11 protein-coding genes are annotated in these 20,041 nt (G+C 55.3%); 8 read left to right on the top strand and 3 right to left on the bottom strand.

Annotation, left to right across the window (positions count from 1 at the left end):
* Positions 1–38: 38 nt before the first annotated feature.
* A complete protein-coding gene (gene srtB, locus ACWVX6_RS01875) occupies positions 39–842 on the bottom strand; it encodes a class B sortase (protein WP_455152193.1) in 804 nt (267 codons plus the stop codon).
* Between the two features lie 363 nt (positions 843–1,205).
* On the opposite strand from srtB, the gene ACWVX6_RS01870 reads away from it, so the two are divergent.
* Positions 1,206–5,105 carry a leucine-rich repeat protein gene (locus ACWVX6_RS01870; RefSeq protein ID WP_455152192.1) on the top strand — a complete coding sequence of 1,300 codons (3,900 nt, stop codon included), beginning with the start codon at positions 1,206–1,208 and terminating at the stop codon, positions 5,103–5,105.
* Between the two features lie 59 nt (positions 5,106–5,164).
* Here the strand turns inward: ACWVX6_RS01870 and mgtE are convergent, their stop codons facing one another.
* The gene (mgtE, locus tag ACWVX6_RS01865; RefSeq protein ID WP_455152191.1) at positions 5,165–6,559 is read right to left on the bottom strand and encodes a magnesium transporter; all 1,395 of its coding nucleotides are present in this window, start codon (positions 6,557–6,559) and stop codon (positions 5,165–5,167) included.
* 973 nt (positions 6,560–7,532) lie between these two features.
* Here mgtE and ACWVX6_RS01860 point away from each other — a divergent pair.
* Together ACWVX6_RS01860 and ACWVX6_RS01855 are read left to right on the top strand one after the other, a co-directional pair.
* Complete coding sequence (locus tag ACWVX6_RS01860; RefSeq protein WP_455152190.1) at positions 7,533–8,012, top strand: L-2-amino-thiazoline-4-carboxylic acid hydrolase; 480 nt, start codon at positions 7,533–7,535, stop codon at positions 8,010–8,012.
* Positions 8,013–8,241: 229 nt separating this feature from the next.
* Complete coding sequence (locus ACWVX6_RS01855; RefSeq protein ID WP_455152189.1) at positions 8,242–9,894, top strand: putative manganese-dependent inorganic diphosphatase; 1,653 nt, start codon at positions 8,242–8,244, stop codon at positions 9,892–9,894.
* A 52-nt stretch (positions 9,895–9,946) separates the two neighbouring features.
* Here the strand turns inward: ACWVX6_RS01855 and ACWVX6_RS01850 are convergent, their stop codons facing one another.
* Positions 9,947–12,766 carry an ATP-binding protein gene (locus tag ACWVX6_RS01850; protein ID WP_455152188.1) on the bottom strand — a complete coding sequence of 940 codons (2,820 nt, stop codon included), beginning with the start codon at positions 12,764–12,766 and terminating at the stop codon, positions 9,947–9,949.
* 418 nt (positions 12,767–13,184) lie between these two features.
* Here ACWVX6_RS01850 and ACWVX6_RS01845 point away from each other — a divergent pair, with 418 nt between their 5' ends.
* From ACWVX6_RS01845 to ACWVX6_RS01825, 5 genes are all read left to right on the top strand, one after another.
* Positions 13,185–14,090 carry a DUF4349 domain-containing protein gene (locus tag ACWVX6_RS01845; protein WP_455152187.1) on the top strand — a complete coding sequence of 302 codons (906 nt, stop codon included), beginning with the start codon at positions 13,185–13,187 and terminating at the stop codon, positions 14,088–14,090.
* Positions 14,091–14,626: 536 nt separating this feature from the next.
* Positions 14,627–15,571, top strand: coding sequence for a substrate-binding domain-containing protein (locus ACWVX6_RS01840; RefSeq protein WP_455152186.1), 945 nt, complete (start codon positions 14,627–14,629; stop codon positions 15,569–15,571).
* Positions 15,564–17,000, top strand: coding sequence for a histidine kinase (locus ACWVX6_RS01835; protein ID WP_455152185.1), 1,437 nt, complete (start codon positions 15,564–15,566; stop codon positions 16,998–17,000). Before ACWVX6_RS01840 ends, ACWVX6_RS01835 begins: the two co-directional genes overlap by 8 nt.
* Positions 16,997–18,556, top strand: a complete 1,560-nt coding sequence (locus ACWVX6_RS01830; RefSeq protein ID WP_455152184.1) for a response regulator — start codon at positions 16,997–16,999, stop codon at positions 18,554–18,556. The genes ACWVX6_RS01835 and ACWVX6_RS01830 overlap by 4 nt, the downstream gene beginning before the upstream one ends.
* Positions 18,557–18,869: 313 nt before the next feature.
* Complete coding sequence (locus ACWVX6_RS01825) at positions 18,870–20,003, top strand: ABC transporter substrate-binding protein (protein ID WP_455152183.1); 1,134 nt, start codon at positions 18,870–18,872, stop codon at positions 20,001–20,003.
* Positions 20,004–20,041 lie beyond the last annotated feature (38 nt).

The following is a 20,041-nucleotide window of genomic DNA, read 5'->3' as shown; positions in this document are numbered from 1 at the left end:
CATCCCACTTGCTGAAGCACAGCAAGCGGGATGCTTTTTTATTCCATGACCGCCTGCACTACCCAGCGAGTTGCATGCCCGTTGCCGGTGCAGGTGGAAAGCGTGAGAATATGGTCGTTTACGGTCGGTACTGCGCCGGTGCGGATCACCGACAGGGAAACACCTTCGTCAATGAAGGCTTTTTTGATTGTTTCATCGGAAAACGCACTGTAATACGCGGTTCCGTCAAGCGCTGCCTCATAGGCCGCGTAGATGCTGTACGCATGGGTTCCGCCTGCATTGGTCACATATACCTGCGGATGTGCCTGCAGGAAATCCTGCTTTTTGTAGTGCTTCAGCGCGGCAAACATCGAGCCGTTGTTCATCCGGTGACCGTACACGATAGTGTTAAAGCCGCTGAAATCGGCAGAGCAGCGGCAGTCCATGAAAATCGCGCCGACTGCGCTGCTGTTTTTGTTCCAGGTGTGTGTCAGATAATAGTCGTTGTCCGTGCCCTGCACCAGCGGATAGGAAATCTCGGTGCCCGGAATGGCAATCCAGCCGATGACATCACTGTTGACCTGCTGCAGAGCGGGCAGGTCCATCTGCTCCAGCGCCTGTGCATACGGGTCGGCAGACGGAGCGGGTTCGGGTTCGGTCTGCGTTTCCTGCTGCGGCTGTTCGGTCGGCTGCTGAACGGTTTCCACCTCCGCCACTTCGGGTATCGCGGCAATCTCGGAAGCCTCAGCGTAGGCTTCATCGCCTGCACGGTAGCTCGTCATTTGGCGCACCAGCATGAATGCGCTGACGGCAAACACCGCTGTCAGAAAAAACAGTATCACAGTCCGTATTTGGGGCTTCATACGCTCACCTCGTTTTTTGCATATTATTATAGTATATCTGATTTAAGTTGTAAAATTGGATATATTTCCTCGTTTGACAGAAAAAATTATATCTGTCAGATGCGCTGATACTGGATATTTCGTGCAGATTTTGATTGTTTTCACATGACTGACCGTGCTTTTCATCACATTGTACAATCGCATAGCAATAATTTCTACGTTTTGCCGATATAGTATGGAAGGCTTTCTGCCAAAATATATCCTTTTTTTGTACCCCCTGTATGGTAAGCTATACCATACAGAGAAAACACCTCGTCTGTCGCGGATACGGACCACCGGCGAGGAGGATATATTTCCTGATTTCATGATAAAGGACTGAGTAGTATGAGCAAAAAGTTTACAAGGCTGATGGCCATCCTGCTGTCGCTTAATCTGACGTTCAGTACGGGTACTTTTGCAGCATTTGCGGCTGAAGCGGAAGACGGCAGCACCGACACCGGTTACTCCGAGAGCGGCGATCCCGCAGCATCCGCTCCGGAAGCAGAGGATAGCGATACAGAAAGCACACCGGACACGAGCAGCCCCGCTCCGACAGAGAGCACTGGCGAGAATGCCGAGCCGTCTGTGCCGAGCGAGCCGTCTGCACCGGGCGAGTCTGCATCGCCGAGTACACCTGAAGCACCGGCCGAGACGGCACCGTCCGCACCGGCGGAGAAAGCGCCTGCGGCTGAGGTTCCGGCAGAGGAGAAGCCTGCTGAAGAAAAATCTGCCGAGCAGGTATCGGTTGCGGCGTATGCAGTCACCGCGTTTACGCAGGACAGCATCCGGTATGATGTTTCCTCGGGCGATGCCGTTGTTACCGGCTGCGCAGACAGCGTGACCAAGCTGGTTATTCCGGAAACCGTAACCTATGACGATAAGGAATACAAGGTTGTCGGCATTCAGGAGCATGCGTTTGACTGGGCAAATCACCGCAGTCTCGCACTGGAAACCGTTGATCTGGGCGGTCTGCCGCTGGAAATCGGCGAGTATGCCTTCCGCGGTCAGAAGTCGCTGACGACTGTTGACGGCATGGATAATATTACCGCAATCGGCAACTATATGTTCACGGCATGCTCGGCGCTGACTTCGGTCGCTGATCTGTCCAAGGTCACTTCTGTCGGTATTCAGGCATTTATGAACTGTTCTTCGCTGACTACGCTGGAAGGCCTGAATTTCTCCGCACTGACGAGCATTAGACAGGAAGCCTTCAATAATATGAAGTCCTTCTCGCTGGAGCTGGGTGAGCATACCTTTGATGCGCTCGAGTCTCTGGGTATCCGCGCGTTCGCAAATACGACCGGTATCACCGGCACGGTCATTTTGCCGGAAAGCATTACCGAAATTCCGGAAAACGCATTTTCGAGCACCGGAATTACCGGCGTTGACTGGTCTCATATCACGGTCATCGGCAAGAGTGCGTTCAGCAAGTGTGCAGGTTTGACCAAGCTGCACTTGTCGGATTCTGTTACGTCGATTGGCGAAAGCGCATTCAGCGGCAGCGGTCTGACCGGAGAATTACAGCTGCCGAATTCGATTACTTCGATTGGAAATAATGCGTTTAAGGATGTCAAGATTGAGGGCGATTTGGTTCTGCCGAATGCGCTGAATTTTCTGGGTACTTATGCATTTCGCGGCACTGCCATCAGCAGTGTTATGTTCCCAGGCACGCTGAAAAATATTGGAAACTACGCATTCTACAACTGTCCGAATCTTTCCGGCACGCTGATTATCCCTGAAGGGGTTGTTTCCATCGGTACGGCAGCCTTCACGAAAACCGGTATCGAAAAGCTGGAGCTTGCCGACAGCGTACAGACCATCTCGGCCGGTGCATTCAGCACCTGCGCCAAGCTGACTTCCGTGCAGATTGGCGAACAGGGCAAGGGCAAAAGCCAGCTGCAGACCATCGGCAGTAAGGCATTTAACAAAGATACCAATATCACCTACTTCTATATTGAAGCATGCTCGGCAGATGTTGCGATTGACTCGAATCCGCTGACGATTCCTGCCGGTGTTGCTGTAAAGTTTGCGGTCACTGTCGATGGAAAAAACATCCGCGAAGGCGAAGAAACCACGCTGCAGCAGGCCGTTGACGCGGCAGCAGAGGGAAACACCACCATTACCGCAAACAAGAGCTTCATTATAGACGGCACGGTTACGATTCCGTCCGGCAAGACCATCACGCTGACCGATGAAGGCAAGGGCCTTTCGGTTGTGTTCAAGAACGGCTTCGCCGGTCCGGCTTTCCGCGTGGAGCAAGACGCGGCACTGATTCTGGACGGCAGCTTCAATTTCTCCTGCTTCCGCATCGCTAAAGGCTCGTTTGCCGAGGTAAACGGCGCAATGACGCTGAACGGCGGCACGATTACCCGCATGAGCCTGAGCGGCTCGAACATGGGTGCGATTACGGTAGACGGCGGCTCCTTCACCATGGGGAACGGCGAGCTCAGCAGCATTTCCGCTTCGTCCTCCGCAAACTGCGGCGCGGTTTATGTGAAGAACGGCGGCAAATTTGCCATGAACGGCGGCAAAATCACCGGATGTATGTTCAAGAACCAGTCTTCCGGCGCGGTTGCCCTCGCAAACGGCACCATGACGATGACCGACGGCACGATTTCGGGCAATACCGCATCGGAGTATAACGCTGCGGGCGGCGTACTCGTAAACGGCACTTCGTCTCTTGCCATGAACGGCGGCACGATTGCCGACAATACGGCAAAGCGCGGCGGCGGTGTATGCGTGCGTGAGAACGGCACGTTCACCATGTCCGGCGGTACGATTTCCGGCAACAGCACGGCAGTCGCTTCCGATACAATTCAGAAGCCGAATGCAGGCGGCGGCGGTGTCTTCGTAGAGGGTAACGCAGCATTTGAAATGACAAACGGCACGATTACCGGTAACAAGACCAACGGCATGGGCGGCGGCGTTGCAACGGCCGTTCTGAGCGAGAATGACACGGTTGGCGGCGGCCGGTTCCACATGACCGGCGGCACGATTTCGAACAATACGGCATCCTGCGGCGGCGGTGTATACAGCTGGTCCGGCAGAGACCGCGTTGTACTCGAAGGCGGCAATATCGTGAACAATAAAGCGCGTCGACAGGGCGGCGGCGTTTACGTCAGCCATGCACCGTGGTCGATCACGATTAAGAATGCGCTGATCACCGCAAACACGGCAGCCATTCAGGGCGGCGGCATTTGGTCCTGCCCGGTGGGCACGGTAAGCCTTGGCACGGATGCAGCTGTATTTGGCAACACGGCAGGCAAATCTGCTGATGATGCGGCATTCCTGCTTAAGTGGAACGAGACGTATTCCACCAGCTTCAGCGGCAAGATGTACGGCGGCGGACTGGTAACCTGGTACCGCGATACCTCGATCGGCGCGGGTGATCAAAACTACGGTGCTTTCGGAGGCGACCGCTACGATGCAGCGAATCCGGGTGCCCCGGTTAAGCCGGCTTCCGGTGCGACCAATGGCTACGGTCTCAAGGCTGTTGTTTCCGCAGAGAGCAAGGCACTGGCTGAAACCGCACCGCTCAAGATTATGGGCAATACCGCAGAGCGCGGCGGCGGTGTCGGCACAAACGGCGAAGTGATCATCCCGGGTGAGGACACCTTGGAAAATCCGGTTTCCCTCACCGTACACAAGGTTTGGAGCGGCGCAAGCACGTATCCGACCGCTGTTACCGTAAACCTTATCCGCATTGCGAAGGATGGCACGCGAACCGCGATCGGTACGGTGCTTCTGAGCGAAAGATCTACCGACAAGGACGGCAAGACCTGGTCGTACACCTTTGCAAATCTGGACGGCGCTTACACCTATACCGTCGAAGAGGAGGCCGTTGACGGCTTTAATACCTCGATTTCCGGCAGCATGGCAGATGGCTTTACCATCACCAACAGCAAGAGATCCGGCGGCGGCGGTGGCGGCGGCGGTCACCACAAGCCGGACCCGAAACCGACTCCCGATCCCGATCCGAAGCCTCCGGTTGACATTCCGGATCAGCCTACACCGCTTGATCCGCTGAAGCCGACGGAGAACATCCCGGACGGCAAGGTTCCGACGACCAAGCCGGAAACACAGACCAAGACGCCGGATAAAACGAAGACAGTGAACATTCCCGACAGCAAGACTCCGACGTCCAGCGTTCCGAAAACCGGCGATATCGGCGGTCTGTGGGCGGCTCTGTGCGGTCTGTCCGCAATGGGACTGGCGTACTTCGGTATCCGCAGAAAGCACGATTAAAAGCAAAAACAGATAACAAACACCCTCTATATCATCCGATATAGAGGGTGTTTTTTCGCTCAAACAATATGCAAAAGCTGAATCAGCAGAATCCATGCCAGACCGTAATAGGTTACAACGGCAACCAGATCGTTGATCGTCGTAATCAACGGACCGGACGCAACTGCCGGGTCTACCTTGATTTTATGGAACAGGATCGGCACGAGCGTACCGACCAGACTGGAAATCACGATCGCTACAAGCAGTGATATGCCAACGCAGCCGGAGATCAGGAACGCATGTCCGATGGCATAGCCCTTGAACAGCGCTATGTATGCACCGAGAAAGACAAGCGCCATAATGCCGAGCAGCGCGCCGTTGCAGGTGCCGACCTTCATTTCCTTGAAGGTGAGGTGCAGCTTGTCCTTAGCACTCAGTTTTTCATCCATCAGCACACGAATCGTAACCGCCAGCGACTGCGTACCGACGTTGCCGGCCATATCGAGAATCAGCGACTGGAAGCAGATGACGACCGGCAGCACGGCTACAACGCCTTCAAATGCACCGACAACGGTCGAAACGCCCATGCCGAGGAACAGCAGGATGATCAGCCACGGCAGACGCTTTTTCATGCTTTCCCTGGTGGTTTCGTTGAGATCCTCCTCGGCGGACAGACCGGCGAGCTTTGCATAGTCCTCGCCGAGCTCGTCATCCACGGCCTCGACAACGTCCTGTGCGGTGATGATACCGATGATCTTTCTATCCTTATTCAGCACCGGCAGGGAGTCTTCGGCATAATCTTTGATCTTCTCGATGCTCTCTGAAATTTTCTCGTGGTCGAGCAGATACGGATACGCGTAGCTGATGATGGAATCCAGCGGAACGTTCTCTCGGGCAACGATGAGATCCTTCAGGTCGATTGCACCGCAGAAGCGGTTTTTATCATCGACTACATAAATCGTTCCAATGTTGTCATTTTCACCGGCCTGCTTTACCAGCTCGTGCATGGCCTGCCGAATGGTCAGGTTCTGCTTGATGCAGATGTAGTTGGTCGTGATCAGGCTGCCGACTTCGCTGTCGTCATAGGAATTGATAAGCAGGATGGCTGACTTGGTTTCGTCATCGATCATCGGGCGCAGCTTTACTTTTACGCTTTCGTCGATGTTCTCCCACAGATCGACCGCGTCGTCCGCATCCATTTCGTTCAGAATTTCGGCCAGCTTGTCAATGCCGATTTCATCAATGTATTCTGCCGGATCATCCAGATAGGAGATGATCTCCGCCAGCCATTCCGCATCAAGTGCGCTGTACAGCAGATTGCGTTCCGCGCGGTTTAGGAATTGCAGACTTTGTGCGATATCGTTGTCGTGATAATCCTGCAGCTGCTCCCGCATCTCATTGATCGAAGGGGAGGTGCGGATGATCTCAACGATTTTCTCGGCAAAGGATGTTTTTTTCCATGTTGCTTTTTTCATAATCAGCCTCCTTCTGTGCCCGGAAAAGGGCACAAAAAATCCACCGTAACAGATACAGTGACACAAACATCAGTTGTGGACTTGTTCATCACGATGGAGCAAGGCTCAGCGCTTATTTCAAAAGAGGATGCTTACGGACACTCGAAACAGCAGTATAGTCTGTATCCATCGTCATATGTACATTTCGTCTGTCACAACTGTCCATAGGGCTTGCCTCCTTTTTATTTTTTCGCAATGATTATAGCACTTTTTGTGTGGAATATGCAAGGCATTTTTCGCAGTTTTAACAATATGGATGAAATTTGCGGACAATATCGCGCACGGGGAGACAAAAGGCTGACGATGCAGGAATGGGATTGTCTTGGTGTACGAATGATTTTGGAAGATTACCCAAAACGATCTCACTGAAACGCTTCGGTGGATAGAGCAGACGCCTTGCTGTCGAGTGCCGGCTCACTGAGCAGGATACCAACGATGTCATCTCGGATACGGCGATAGCCTTTGTCCGGATGCTGCATAGGTAGCTGTTCCACCTTCTCTGCAATCTGCAGGTTCTCCTTGTCACGTCTGCTGTACTTGCCCAGACTTGTCTTTCTTTCTATTTCCTTCAATTTTTTGCAGGTTGTTTTCCATTTCTGCCATGCTCGCGGAACGAGAGTGGTACGGTATAAGCACCCTGGGAAACTGCAGACTGCGTATTTCTGCGCGGAATAACAAAGCAAACGAGACTGGCGAAAAGCAATCCCGTGTCGATTAACGGCAGGGTTTTCGTATATTAAGGTGGCATATTGGAAGCCGGTGTGATATGGTTAGGATGAACTAACTAACGATTGACACTGGAATCCCGCAAAAGCAAAGAGATGAAGGAATTATGCAAAGCAAACAGCAAAAGCAAATCAAGGTATTTCTGATACAGACCTTCGGCGGGAGCAGGGGCGGCTTGCTGTTTTCACGGCAGGAAAAAACGTTGGATATGTTAATCAAAACCGCAGCAAACAGGTCCAAAAGCCAGATGAAAGCACTGGTGCAGACCATTCTGCCGCGCATTGCGCTGTACAAGGTGCTGCAGGCAGAGCTGCCTGCAGAGGAAACCTTTGCGCACATGCGGACGTACATGATGGACTGGGTGGCAGCAGAAAAGCACGCTTTCACGGCGAAAATGGAGCTTATGCCGGGATTTTATCGGATTTACAGCTATTGCTTTCTCAAAGTCATGCGCACCTCCGACTTGTGGGAGAGTACACAGGCACACGATAAAACGCACTTTTCCGCGTCGATCACCAAGTGTCTCTGGCACACGGCGTGCCGGGAAAACGGCTGTCCGGAGCTGTGTCCGCTGTTTTGCGATGTGGATGACGTGACCTATGGCGGACTGCGCAAGCTTGGCTTTTCGCGCACAAAAACGTTGGGCTGCGGCGGTGACTGCTGCGATTTTCGTTTTTTCAAAAGATAGGTGAACAGACGGAGAAGCGGACTTCGGCAGGATTTTCGGTGCAGCGGCGGAATCCGTACGGTCAGCTCCATCGCATACGCAATGCGGTTGCAGAGGGTTTGGGGTTGGATTCCTCTTCCGTACCTTGCTATTTCCCCGGTTAAATGATACAATCAAACCACAAGGTTTCATTCCATCAAACGGATTCCGAAGGGGAGCCATCCCTTATCACATAAAGGAGCATCAGTGCATGAACCCAGTTTTTGTTATCGGGCATCGCAATCCGGATACGGATTCCATTTGCTCTGCAATCTGCTATGCGCACCTCAAGCGCAGACTGACCGGCGGAGAATACATAGCCTGCCGCGCGGGTCACGTTAATGCGGAGACCAAATTTGTGCTCGAACGCTTCGGCGTGGAGCCGCCACGCTACATCAAGTCGTTTGAGCCACGCCTGAGCGATGTGCAGTACCGTGAGGTGCCGGGCATCAGCGAGGAGCTGTCGCTGCACCGTGCATGGGATTACATGAACGAAAATGACATTCAGACGCTGGCCGTTGTCGATGAGGATCGCCATCTGAAGGGTCTGCTGACGCTGGGCGACATCGCGCGCTTCTACATCGAGGATCAGGACGCCAATGCGCTGGCGGAGGCCAAGACCAGCTATCGCAATCTGGTCGATGTGCTTGACGGCACGCTCGAGGTTGGCGACATTGACCAGCGGTTTGAGCAGGGCAGTGTGGTCGTTGCGGCGGCTAATCCGGACGTGCTCGAGGACTACATCGGCAAAAACGATATGGTCATTCTCGGCAACCGTTACGAAAGCCAGCTGTGCGCCATTGAGATGAGCGCCGGCTGCATGGTCATCGGTCTCGGCTCCAAGGTTTCGCGCACCATCCGAAAGTTGGCCTCGGAAAACGGCGTTTCCATCATCGCCACCCCGTATGATACCTACACCTGTGTCAAGGTTATCGGTCAGGCGGTTCCGGTGCGGCATGTGATGCGGAAAAAGAGACTTATCACCTTCGAGCCGGAGGAAACGGTTGAGGATGTAAAGCGCACGGTTTCCAAGAAGCGTATCCGCTATTACCCGTTGATGGATGAACAGGGACGATATGTCGGTATGTTCTCACAGCGCAACCTGCTGGATCTGGAGCGTCCGTCGGTCATTCTGGTTGATCATAACGAACGCGATCAGGCCGCCGAAGGCATTCGTTCGACCAATATTGTTGAAATCATCGACCACCACCGCATTGACTCGGTGGAAACCAGCGGACCGATCTACTTCCGCAATCAGCCGCTCGGCTGCACCGCGACCATCATCACGCAGATGTACCATGAGCACAACGTGGAGATCGAGCCGAAAATCGCGGGTCTGCTGTGCTCGGCAATCCTGTCGGACACGCTGATGTTCCGCTCGCCGACGTGTACGCCGCTTGATCGCATGGCTGCAGAAGAGCTGGCGAAAATTGCCGGTCTGGACATCAAGCAGTATGCAACAGAAATGTTCCGTTCCAGCTCGCGTCTGCTTGATCGCTCGATGGATGAGCTGTTCCACATGGATTTCAAGTATTTCCAGGCGCAGAATCAGAAGATTGCGATTTCGCAGGTGACGAGTGTCAGTGAGAACGAGCTGTCCGGCATCCGTGATAAAATGCTCGAGTACATGGAAAGCTGCCTGGCATCGAGCGGTCTGTCCATGCTGTTCGCTATGCTGACCAACATTATCGAGGAAAAGACAGAGCTGCTCTACGTCGGCAAGGGCGCGCAGCAGCTGGTTCGTGCGGCCTTCAAGACCGACTGCGGCGAGCATTCGGTCGTCCTGCCCGGCGTTGTCAGCCGGAAGAAGCAGATGGTGGCGCCGCTTGTCAGAGCCATGGAGCACGACGAGGAAATTGAGTAAGATTTGCAGAGTAAAAGCGGGAGAAACCAAAGGTTTCTCCCGCTTTTTGTGTTTACTTCCGCTTTTTCAGCTGCTCGGAGATGGTTCGTTTCATCGCCTCGGCGTCAAGCGGCTTAGACAGATGCGCGTTCATGCCTGCGGCGAGACACTTCTCGCGGTCCTCCTTGAAGACGTTGGCGGTCATGGCGATAATCGGAATGGTTTTCGCGTCCGGCCGGTCGAGTGCCCGGATAGCTTTTGCAGCCTCCAGACCGTCCATCTCAGGCATCATCACGTCCATGAGAATGGCATCAAAGCTGCCCGGCTCGGAGTCTCGGAAGGTTGCAAGCGCCTGCCTGCCGTTCTGCACCGGCACGGTCTGCACACCGCTGTCGTGCAGCAGGAAGATTGCAATCTCCATGTTGAGCTCATTATCCTCGGCAACGAGCAGCCGCGCGCCGGAAATATCTGACGGTGTCTGCGTCGAAGCTGCTGCTGCGGTCGCGTCACGGTCGAGTTCAAACGGCAGTACGACGGTAAACCGGCTGCCTTCACCGAGTTTGCTCTCCACCGAAATGGTGCCGCCCATTTGCTCGACGAGCTGCTGCACGATAGACATGCCGAGTCCGGTGCCCATATAGCTTGAGCGGGAGGACTCGTCCGCCTGCTCAAACGGCTTGAACAGGTGGTTTTTGATGAAATCCTCGGACATGCCCAGACCGGTGTCCTCGATGATGAACTGGCAGGTGATCTTCTCGTCCGTCCGTTCGAGCATGTGCATCTGCATGTGGATGGAACCGCCGGGCTTGTTGTATTTTACGCAGTTGGTGAACAGATTCATCAGGATTTTTTTCAGATGCAGCGCACTGCTGCGGACGTAAATGCCGGAAAAATCGTCATGCTCACCGGTGATGGTAAGACCGGCGGCTTCCGCCTGAAACAGCACCGAATTGGTAATGCTGCCGCAGACTTCATCCAGATTCATGGATTCGCGCCGCAGAATGACGGTGCCGTTTTCCAGCTGAGCCATATCCAGAACATCGTTCACCAGAGACAGAAGCAGCTGAGAGGACAGCTCGATTTTATGCAGACAATCGCGTATGCGCGCGTGGTCGTCCTTATTTTTGCGAATGATAGTCAGCATGCCGATGATGCCGTTGATGGGTGTGCGGATATCGTGCGACATGTTGTTCAGGAACGTTGTTTTGGCGGCGTTGGCAGCCTTGGCCTGCGTGAGCGCCTCCTGCAGCTCTGTCTGGCTCTGCTGCAGCTTGAGGTTCAGCTCCTGCGCCTGTTTGGCGGACTGCCGGGCCTTGCGGAACAGACCGAACAGCAGCAGAGAGAGCAGGATGAACACAGCAGAGGCAGTGGTCAGATTGTCCTTGACAAAGTCCGCAGCGGTGACCTTTTCGGGCGCACTGTCGTACATGGCAAGTGCACCGGTCAGCAGGGAAGAAGGCATGGTTTTGAGCGTTTTGTTCAGGATGGACAGCAAAGCCGTATCGCCCTGCCGTACGGCGAACGAGGTCTTGCTCGGCTGTGTGAGGAACACGCGGTACAGCGTTTTGTCCTTCATATAGCGCGGCAGCTGACCGGCACGCATTACATAGCAGTCCGCACTGCCGGTACGCATGGCTTTGATCGCGTCATTCGCTGAAGGGTATTCGAGGATCGTCCACTTGGGATAATTATAGGAAAGGTACTGCTTGAGCGAAAAATCGTTCTTGGGGATGGCAGCGGTGTTTGGCTCAAGCTCATTAAAATAGTTCTTCGTGGTAAGCGCCGCCTGACTGAAGCTCAAGACGGTGTTCGACAGTGCAAGACCGTTCTCTTCGGCGGCACGCGGGTTTTGGCTGGTGTGAAAAATCAGGTCGATCTCACCGTTCTGCAGTGCCTGCAGCTGCTCAAGCTGCGTGTCAAAGCCGTGCAGGTCGAAATGCAAGGCGTTATCCCCCAGACAATTCGTCGCATATACGACATAATCCGTGAGAATACCGGTAACATCACCGGTTTGGATATCAAAGGTGCTGATGCCGGTGTCATGATTCAGAAAACCGATGCGGATGGCGCCATGCTGCCGGAGCCAGTCCTGTTCCTCGGTCGAGAGGAGCTCGACCGACTGGGCAGACAGATAGCGCTGATACAGATCATCCTGATAGAACGGCTTGTCGTGTGCAATACGGCGCATGGTATTATCGAGCGCTTCCTTGAGGTCGGGACGGCTTTTGCTGATCACGAAGTAAACATCCGAGCTGCCGAACGAGGTGATCGCGGACAGGCCGTATTTCTGCCACTGGGGACTCTCGACCGAGATAAAACCGTCGATTTCGCGGCTGGCGATCTTGGCGGCTGCGTCCTCGTCGCTGGTGATGGTCACATGCTCGGTGTGCAGACCGTGGCGCGTCTCCCATTCGCAGAACTGCGTGGTCGCGATACTTTCGGACAGCATGCCGATGCGCTTGCCGTTCAGGGTGGTCAAATCGGATACGGAAATATTGGCAGCGGCGAGATTTGCATACAGGTAATATTTTTCCTCGCCCATCGGCAGATCGGAAAACAGCATGGTCTGGGCACGGCCCTCGGCGTAGGATACGCCGGCCATCAGGTCGATTTCGCCCTTTTGCAGCATGTTCAGTGAATCCAGCCAGTTTGCTTCGATGTAATGATAGGTCCAGCCGGTATATGCGGCGACAGACTGCTGATATTCGTAGCCATAGCCGCTGCGTTCGCCGTTTTCGCAGGTGATGTTGTAGGCGGAATCAGGATACCATGCAACTCGCACGACAGAGGAATCCTGCACAGCGGCGGCTGTGCCCTGCAGCAGCGGCATAAGCAGGCAGAGGCACAGCAGCAGACAGCTGTACCGTTTCAGTCTGGTTGTAATTCTGTTCATATACCCCTCCGTAAGCCGGAATGCGTCCGGCATTTCTCTGTAAAAGAAAAAAGATGCACTGCTGCATCGGTAATGCATCTGTGCATCTCAAACGAGGCAGCTGGCTGCCATTTTACAGGCCCTGTGAAGTCGGTTTCGCAGTCATTGCGAAAGCGGCTTCTTAGCTTTGCGCCGCAGGCTTTCGCCTGGTTTGCTGAATATTTATTCGGTTATTATATTCTATTATAGGTGAAGAACGACAGGGTTGCAAGAGAAAGACGCAAAATCGACCGTGATTTCAATAGAATGCGGTATTAAAAATTGTTTGATTGATATACAGAACAGAGGGAACCAAATCGCACGGCATCTCGTCTAATCAAGTAACAAGAGAAAATACAGCGGCTGTGCGCCGCACCGCTCAAGAAACGAGGTGTCTGTTATGAAAAAACGATTGTTCCCCCTGTTCCTTGCAATTTTGCTGCTGCTTTCCGCCTGCGGAGCAAGCGTCGGTAACTCGGCATCGGCGGCAGCCGGTGACAGCGGCAGTATGCCGGATGACGCGAACGGCTGGACCGAGGACGCGTCGGCAGATACCGCTGAGAGCGGTGCGGACTTTTCTGCGGTGAGAAAGAATGCCAAGCTGATTTTGAACGCCAATCTGACGCTCGAAACGCAGGATTTCGACAAAGCCTCTGCAGATATTGAGAAAATGGCAGCGGATGCAGGCGGCTACCTTGCATCGAGCAGTCTTTCCGGCGATGCGGGCAGCCGGCATGCAAGCTATGTCCTGCGCATTCCGCAGGAGAAGTTTGAGGCGTTTTACGAGCAACTCGGCAGCAGCGTGCATGTGGTGTACAGCTCGCGTTCGAGCGAGGATGTGACCGAGCAGTATACCGATATCGAAACCCGTCTGGCAACGCTGAACACCAAGCACGAGCGGCTGCTGGCGCTGCTCGATCAGGCGGACAAGATGGAGGATATTATCTCTCTCGAGAACGCGCTGGCCGACTGTGAATACGAGATCGACTCGCTGACCGGCTCTAAGCGCCATTACGATGATCTGGTCGGATTTTCGACCTTCTATGTGGATCTGGAAGAGGTTCAGACGCTGACCGCAACGCCTGAGGGCAGCGGCTTCGGCGCACAGCTCACGCAGGCGGCTAAGACCGGAACACGCGGTCTGGTTGACGCGGTTCGCGCGCTCATCGTCGGTGCGGTGATGTTCTGGCCGGTGATCCTGTTGGCTGCTGCCGGAGGCGGCGCTGTTGCGGTCCTGCGCCGTCGGCGCAGGAAGGCGCGTGAAGCCGAGCAGACGGAGATTCCGACAGAAAAAGAAGATCGGTAATACAGGTGCAAAAGGAGCGCAGATGTTTGCAATCTGCGCTCCTTTTGTCGATACTTGTCGATTTTCTGCGGCTATGATATACTGATAGTGCTACCGCCCCCATAAAGGTAGAGAAAGGGGGTGTGCACGATGTCTATCACTTTGTCTTTCCTTATTTCTGTTGCGGCGAGTGTAGTTGCATATTACATTTGCAAACGGCTGGACAGAAACAGTAACCGGTAGTCAGCCTGAGGAATAAGCCGCCTCCTACCAAACGGCATAGAAAAGCCCCGGTGCTGCAACACCGGGGCTTTTCGCGTGCACGACGTGCATTTGTCTTTCCTTGTGTAATCATATTATACCGCATATCGGCAGCCAATGCAAGCAGATCCGACTGCGCCGGAAGATATTCCTCTGTCCAAATAGGAAAATATGCACAATGTCATGGGCGCTTATTTGGATAGTTTTTATACTGTTGTCAAATACATTTGGCTCATTCCTCCAAAGTGTGATATGATTAAATCATTCAGGAGAGAATGAGAAACGGAGAGAAAACCATGAAACGATGGAAAGGGGCGGCATTGCTGTTGCTCTGCACAGTTGCGATGCTGCGGCTGCTGCAGGGATTGGCACAGCCGGAGAAAGAGAATGCCCATGTGCCGGTGCTCGGCGTTGTCACCACGGCGGCAGAGGATGACCGGCGCGAAGCGCAGTCCGAAGCGCTTGTACATGCGGCGGAGGAACATGGCTTCAAAGTGCTGGAAATGCCGGTCGAGCGCACGCAGGAGGCGCAGATTGAAGCCGTGCGTGCGCTGATCGTGTATCAGGTGGACGCAATCGCATTTACGCCGCTGGTGGAAAGCGGCTGGGACAACGTGCTGCGCGAAGCAAAATCCGCCTCCGTGCCGCTGCTGTCGATAGACCGCGCGATACGCGGCGTGGATGATGTGCCGCTGCAGCATATTGGATTTGATTATGCGTCGCTCGCCGAGCAGGCGGCGGATGCGCTTCTGCAGCAGCGCATGCCGCGGGACGGTGTACTGGAGCTTTACGGCACGGTAAATGCTTCGGACGCAAGAGAGATTGCACGCGGCTGCCGCGCGTCTCTGGAGGAACACGGGTTGACCGTAACCTACAGCCTGTGCGGCGACGGCATGCGCTCGCGCGGCTGCGAAATACTGGAGGAGATGGAGGATCATCTGGACGAAATCGGCTATATTTTCGCCCAGAATGACGCGATGGCGCTCGGTGCGGTGGATTATCTGCACAGCCACGGCCGTAAACCGGGCAAGGATGTGCTGATTTGTGCGTTTGGCGGCGGTGCAGAGCTGCGCGCGCTGCAGAAAAAGGGGGAGGTTGCCGTAATCGGCGGACTGGATGATACGCAGCTGGCTGAACTGACCGCAGACGCAGCCCAGCAGATTGCGAAGGCACCGTGGAAACCCTATATCGCTCTGGCGGACACCGCCGTGCTGACGGAGGAGGGAACAGCCGATGCGTAAATCCCATCACAGCCTGCACGGCTTGCTGCGGCGGTCGCTGCTGCACAGTGTGGTCTGCATGATTTTACCGGTGTGCGTGCTGGCCGGTCTGCTGGTTGTGCTGACACAGCGCTATGGCGCGGATATTGCATTGACGACCCGTGCCTCCGAGGTTCGCACTGTGCTGGTGCAGGACCTGCCGGATGAGGTGTGGAATGTGGTTTCCGGCCGCATTTCCTTCGAGGATGGACGGCAGCGGATGCTGATCGACAGCGCTCTGCGGGAACTGAACGACATGCTGGACAGCGCCGGAGAGGACGAGGCACAGTATCTCAATGCGGCGCTGCGCGCCATCCGCACGATCGACAGCTACGTTGATCAGCTGGAAACGCAGATGGACGCCGGTGCCGCAGTCAGCCGCAACGAATCGCTGTATCGCGAGATTCACAGCGTCGGCCATCTGGCGGGCAGCATGCTCGACCGCTATATCGAGAATGAGATCGCCCGCATGGGCCGTTTCAACGCGCGCATTCAGCACGGACTGGGTGCGGCAGCGCTTGCACTCATTGCGCTGGTCGGCGTGATGATCTGGCTGACGATTCGGGCGTCTGACAATCTGGAAGGTGCGATCGGCGCGTCTTTGCGGCAGCTGGAGCAGTTTGCCAACCGCATTGCCGCCGGTGAGCTGACCGAGCGTGTCCCGCCGACCGAAATCGACGAGCTGCATCTGCTGACACGCGATCTCAATACAATGGCGGAGCAGCTGGGTGCGCTCATTCACGAGCGGGTCGAGCAGGAAAAGACCATCAAAAAAGCCGAACTGCGGGCGCTGCAGGCGCAGATTACGCCGCATTTCATGTATAATACGCTGGAAACCATCGTCTGGCTGGCTGAAGAGGGCCGCAACAGCGAGGTTGTCGAGATGACGATGGCGTTCACCGGCTTTCTGCGCATCTCGCTCAGCCGCGGCGCGGATTACATCACGGTCGAGCGCGAGGAACAGCACGTTGCAAACTATCTGCAGATTCAGTCGGTGCGGTACGGCAGCATCATGCGGTATACGATTGATATTGATCCGGCGCTGCACGAGCGGCATATGCTGAAAATCGTGCTGCAGCCGCTGGTTGAAAACGCGATTTATCACGGCATTAAGCGCAGGCGCGGCAGAGGACAGATTACCGTGACCGGCCGCAGGCAGGCAGGCGGCATGTACTTCGCCGTGGAGGACAACGGCATGGGCATGACACCTGAGCGTCTTGCTGAGGTACGGGCCTCGCTGCAGAACGGCGCACCGCTTGACCCGGACGGCAAGGGCGGCTACGGTCTGCGCAATGTAGAACAGCGTCTGCGGCTGTATTACGGCTGCGGACTGACGATCGAGAGTGAATACCGGCACGGCACACGCATCAGCTTCACCGTACCGGACGAACAGGAGGGAAAAACGCTATGATGCGTGTATTCATTGCGGATGATGAGGAGATCATCCGGGACGGCATCCGCAACTGCATTGAAAAGGAGCAGGGACGCTTTCTGTTTGCAGGTGAAGCGCCGGATGGCGAAATGGCACTGCCTATGCTGATGGAAATGAAGCCGGATGTGCTCATTACGGACATCCGCATGCCGTTTATGGATGGCCTGGAGCTGGCAAAGGTTGTGCGGCGCACCATGCCGTGGCTGCGTATTGTGTTCCTCAGCGGACACGATGAATTTGAGTATGCACAGAAGGCGGTTTCGCTGCACGCGGACGCGTATCTGCTCAAGCCGGTCAGCTCGGCGCAGCTGCTTGAAACGCTCGGACAGGTTGCCGAGCAGATTGAGCAGGAGCAGCAGCAGCTTCGCTCGGCGGGCGCAAACAGCCGCAGTGAACGCGAGGAGGACGTACTGCGTGAGCATTTTCTCAACGACCTGCTCTCGGGCAGCGTACCGACTGCAGAGGCGGCTGTACAGGGAGAACGCTGGGGGCTGCTGCTGACAGCAAAGCAGTATCTGGTGTGCATCGTGCGTCTGCCGGAAAATGCCGTGCAGGAGCAGGTGCGCGCGCTGACCGAGCGTTTGTGCGGCGAGGAAAGCGAGGTCTGCGCCTTTTTCCGCGGCAGCCGCCGGCTGGTGCTTCTGCTGCGCGGAGAGACCGAGGAAGCTGTGCGCGAAACCGCCTACGAGTTCTGTCAGAACCTGCGGCACGAGCTTTGTCAGGTGCTGGGCTGGAACGCGCTGTGCGCGATCGGCGCACCGGTCTCCCGTGTCAGCGCCCTGCCGGAAAGCTATCGCACGGCGAAGGATACGCTGCTGCAGGCCTCCGCGTGTGCGGACAACGGCGTATTCGGCAGCACGGACTTTGCCGGTGTGCAGCACGAGTTCGATTTCTCGGCAGGCGGATCACTGGCGGACAAGCTGCGGCATGCCGCCCCCGAGGACGTGCCGCGTATTGTCGAGGGTTATTTCGGCGACTCTGCGGCGCAGGACATGCAGAGCGTGCTGTACCGGTATTATCTGCTGATGAATCTGCTCGTCACAGCCTCTCAGCTGGCTGATGAGGTGCAGGCAGGCAGCATTCCGCCTCCGGAGGATCCGCAGGCGGTGTTCAGTCAGGCGGCGACGCTCGAGGGCACAAAGGCCTGTGCCGCCGAGGTGCTCGGCCGCATGACTCGTCTGTGCTATCGCCATCAGAATGTGCGATACAGCGCGGAAATCAGCCGTGCAAAGGAGTTTATCCGCGAAAATTATGCGGACAGCGGTATTTCACTGCACATGGTGGCGGCAGAGGTCGGGTTCAGTCCGAACCATTTTTCTACCGTGTTTTCGCAGGAGACCGGTCAGACCTTTGTCGAATATCTGACCGCTGTCCGCATCGAGGCGGCAAAGCATCTGCTGACCGAGGGCAACAGCCGCATGAGCGATATTGCGTTCGACGTCGGTTATCAGGATTCGCACTATTTCAGCTATCTGTTCAAAAAGCACGTCGGCGTTTCGCCGCGCGAGTACCGCAGCCGTTCGGAAGAGAGATGAGGCAATACCGCACAATTAAAGCTGCGGCGCTTTGCGGAAATTTTGTGCCCTGACTTTGTTGTGATTTTGCGGTAATACATCAAGTATTACCGCAAAACCACGCCTCGTCAGTCCGTAAAATTTACTCGCAAATCGCTCTTGCTTAATTATGCGGTACTGCCTAAAATAATATCGTAAGAAATTCACCGTTCAGGAACGGCCTTCTTGAATGGTAAAATTTTATCGGATGATGGACGGTAGAGCGAAGCCGCTTAAACTGTTATAGTATAGGGGCAGAGAAAAGCTGCCCGCCTTTTGTAACGAGGTGGAAGCTATGAAAAAAATATGTTTTCTTCCTGTTGTTCTGCTGCTGACCGGACTGCTCTGCGGCTGTACGGGTCAGCAGCAGAACGATCCCTCACCGCAGGAGCACGATCATGCGATGGAGGAGGAGACAGAAACACCGAAATATGACCATCTTACCGTTTACAGTCCGCTGCCGGAGTCGGAAACGCTGCTGTACTGCAGTGCCTTCCGCAAGGATACCGACATCACCGTGGACTGTATTCATCTTCCTGCCGGAGAAATGACCGCGCGGCTCGAGCAGGAGCGGGACAACCCGCAGGCTTCTGTGCTGCTGGGCGGCTCGGCGGATAACTATATTCAGCTGCGAGAGGCCGGTCTGCTGGAGGCGTATCAAAGTCCCGAGCTGACCGATGTGCCCGAAGCCTATCAGGATGAGCAGGGCGTGTGGAATCCGATCTACATCGGTACGCTGTGCTTCGCCTGCAACACCGACTGGTTTGCACGGACGGGAACGCCGATGCCGACCTGCTGGGACGATTTGCTGTCGCCTGCACTGGCAGGGCAGATTGTGATGGCAACTCCGAAAAGCTCGGGTACCTCGTATACCACGCTGGCAACGCTTGTGCAGATGCGCGGCGAGGACAAGGCGTGGGAGTATCTTCAAAAATTAGACCAAAACGTCGGTTTGTACACCCGTTCGGGTGTGGAGCCGGCAGAGCGGGTAAAAAACGGCGAATACGCCGTCGGCATCGTGTTCTCGCATGACGCCTTCCGCGCGGCGCTGGATGGCTATCCCATTGAGGTGCGCAGTCCGGCAGACGGCACCGGCTATGAGATCGGCGCGTGCGCGCTTGTGCGTGGTGCACCGGAGCAGGAGCGCGAAAACGCCCGCATCTTTATCGACTGGCTGACCTCTTCCCGCGGAGAGGAATGCTACATCGAAGCGAAAAGCTGCCGTCTTCCGGCAAACAGCACCGCCCGCGCAGCGGACGGACTGCCGCCGCTGGACGAGGTCAAGCTCATCACCTACGATTTGGAGTGGGCAGGCGAGAACCGAACGCGGCTGATTTCGTACTTCGACACGCATATTTACAGCGCGCGAACCTTAAGGCAACACCGCACAATTAAAGCGGCGGTGCTTTGCGGAAATTTTGTGTCCTGACTTTGTTGCAGTTTCACGGTAATACATCAAGTATTACC

The sequence above is a fragment of the Butyricicoccus sp. genome, assembly GCF_977037065.1.
The sequence above is the reverse complement of the archived record's forward strand: the minus strand, read 5'-3'. Positions and strand labels throughout refer to the sequence as shown.

What these genes read in the sequence shown, in the direction of transcription:
- mgtE (WP_455152191.1), bottom strand. Translation starts at nt 6,559, where the DNA reads ATGAAAAAAGCAACATGGAAAAAAACATCCTTTGCCGAGAAAATCGTT.
- ACWVX6_RS01870 (WP_455152192.1), top strand. Translation starts at nt 1,206, where the DNA reads ATGAGCAAAAAGTTTACAAGGCTGATGGCCATCCTGCTGTCGCTTAAT.
- ACWVX6_RS01840 (WP_455152186.1), top strand. Translation starts at nt 14,627, where the DNA reads ATGAAACGATGGAAAGGGGCGGCATTGCTGTTGCTCTGCACAGTTGCG.
- ACWVX6_RS01860 (WP_455152190.1), top strand. Translation starts at nt 7,533, where the DNA reads ATGTTAATCAAAACCGCAGCAAACAGGTCCAAAAGCCAGATGAAAGCA.
- ACWVX6_RS01825 (WP_455152183.1), top strand. Translation starts at nt 18,870, where the DNA reads ATGAAAAAAATATGTTTTCTTCCTGTTGTTCTGCTGCTGACCGGACTG.
- ACWVX6_RS01855 (WP_455152189.1), top strand. Translation starts at nt 8,242, where the DNA reads ATGAACCCAGTTTTTGTTATCGGGCATCGCAATCCGGATACGGATTCC.
- ACWVX6_RS01845 (WP_455152187.1), top strand. Translation starts at nt 13,185, where the DNA reads ATGAAAAAACGATTGTTCCCCCTGTTCCTTGCAATTTTGCTGCTGCTT.
- ACWVX6_RS01835 (WP_455152185.1), top strand. Translation starts at nt 15,564, where the DNA reads ATGCGTAAATCCCATCACAGCCTGCACGGCTTGCTGCGGCGGTCGCTG.
- srtB (WP_455152193.1), bottom strand. Translation starts at nt 842, where the DNA reads ATGAAGCCCCAAATACGGACTGTGATACTGTTTTTTCTGACAGCGGTG.
- ACWVX6_RS01830 (WP_455152184.1), top strand. Translation starts at nt 16,997, where the DNA reads ATGATGCGTGTATTCATTGCGGATGATGAGGAGATCATCCGGGACGGC.
- ACWVX6_RS01850 (WP_455152188.1), bottom strand. Translation starts at nt 12,766, where the DNA reads ATGAACAGAATTACAACCAGACTGAAACGGTACAGCTGTCTGCTGCTG.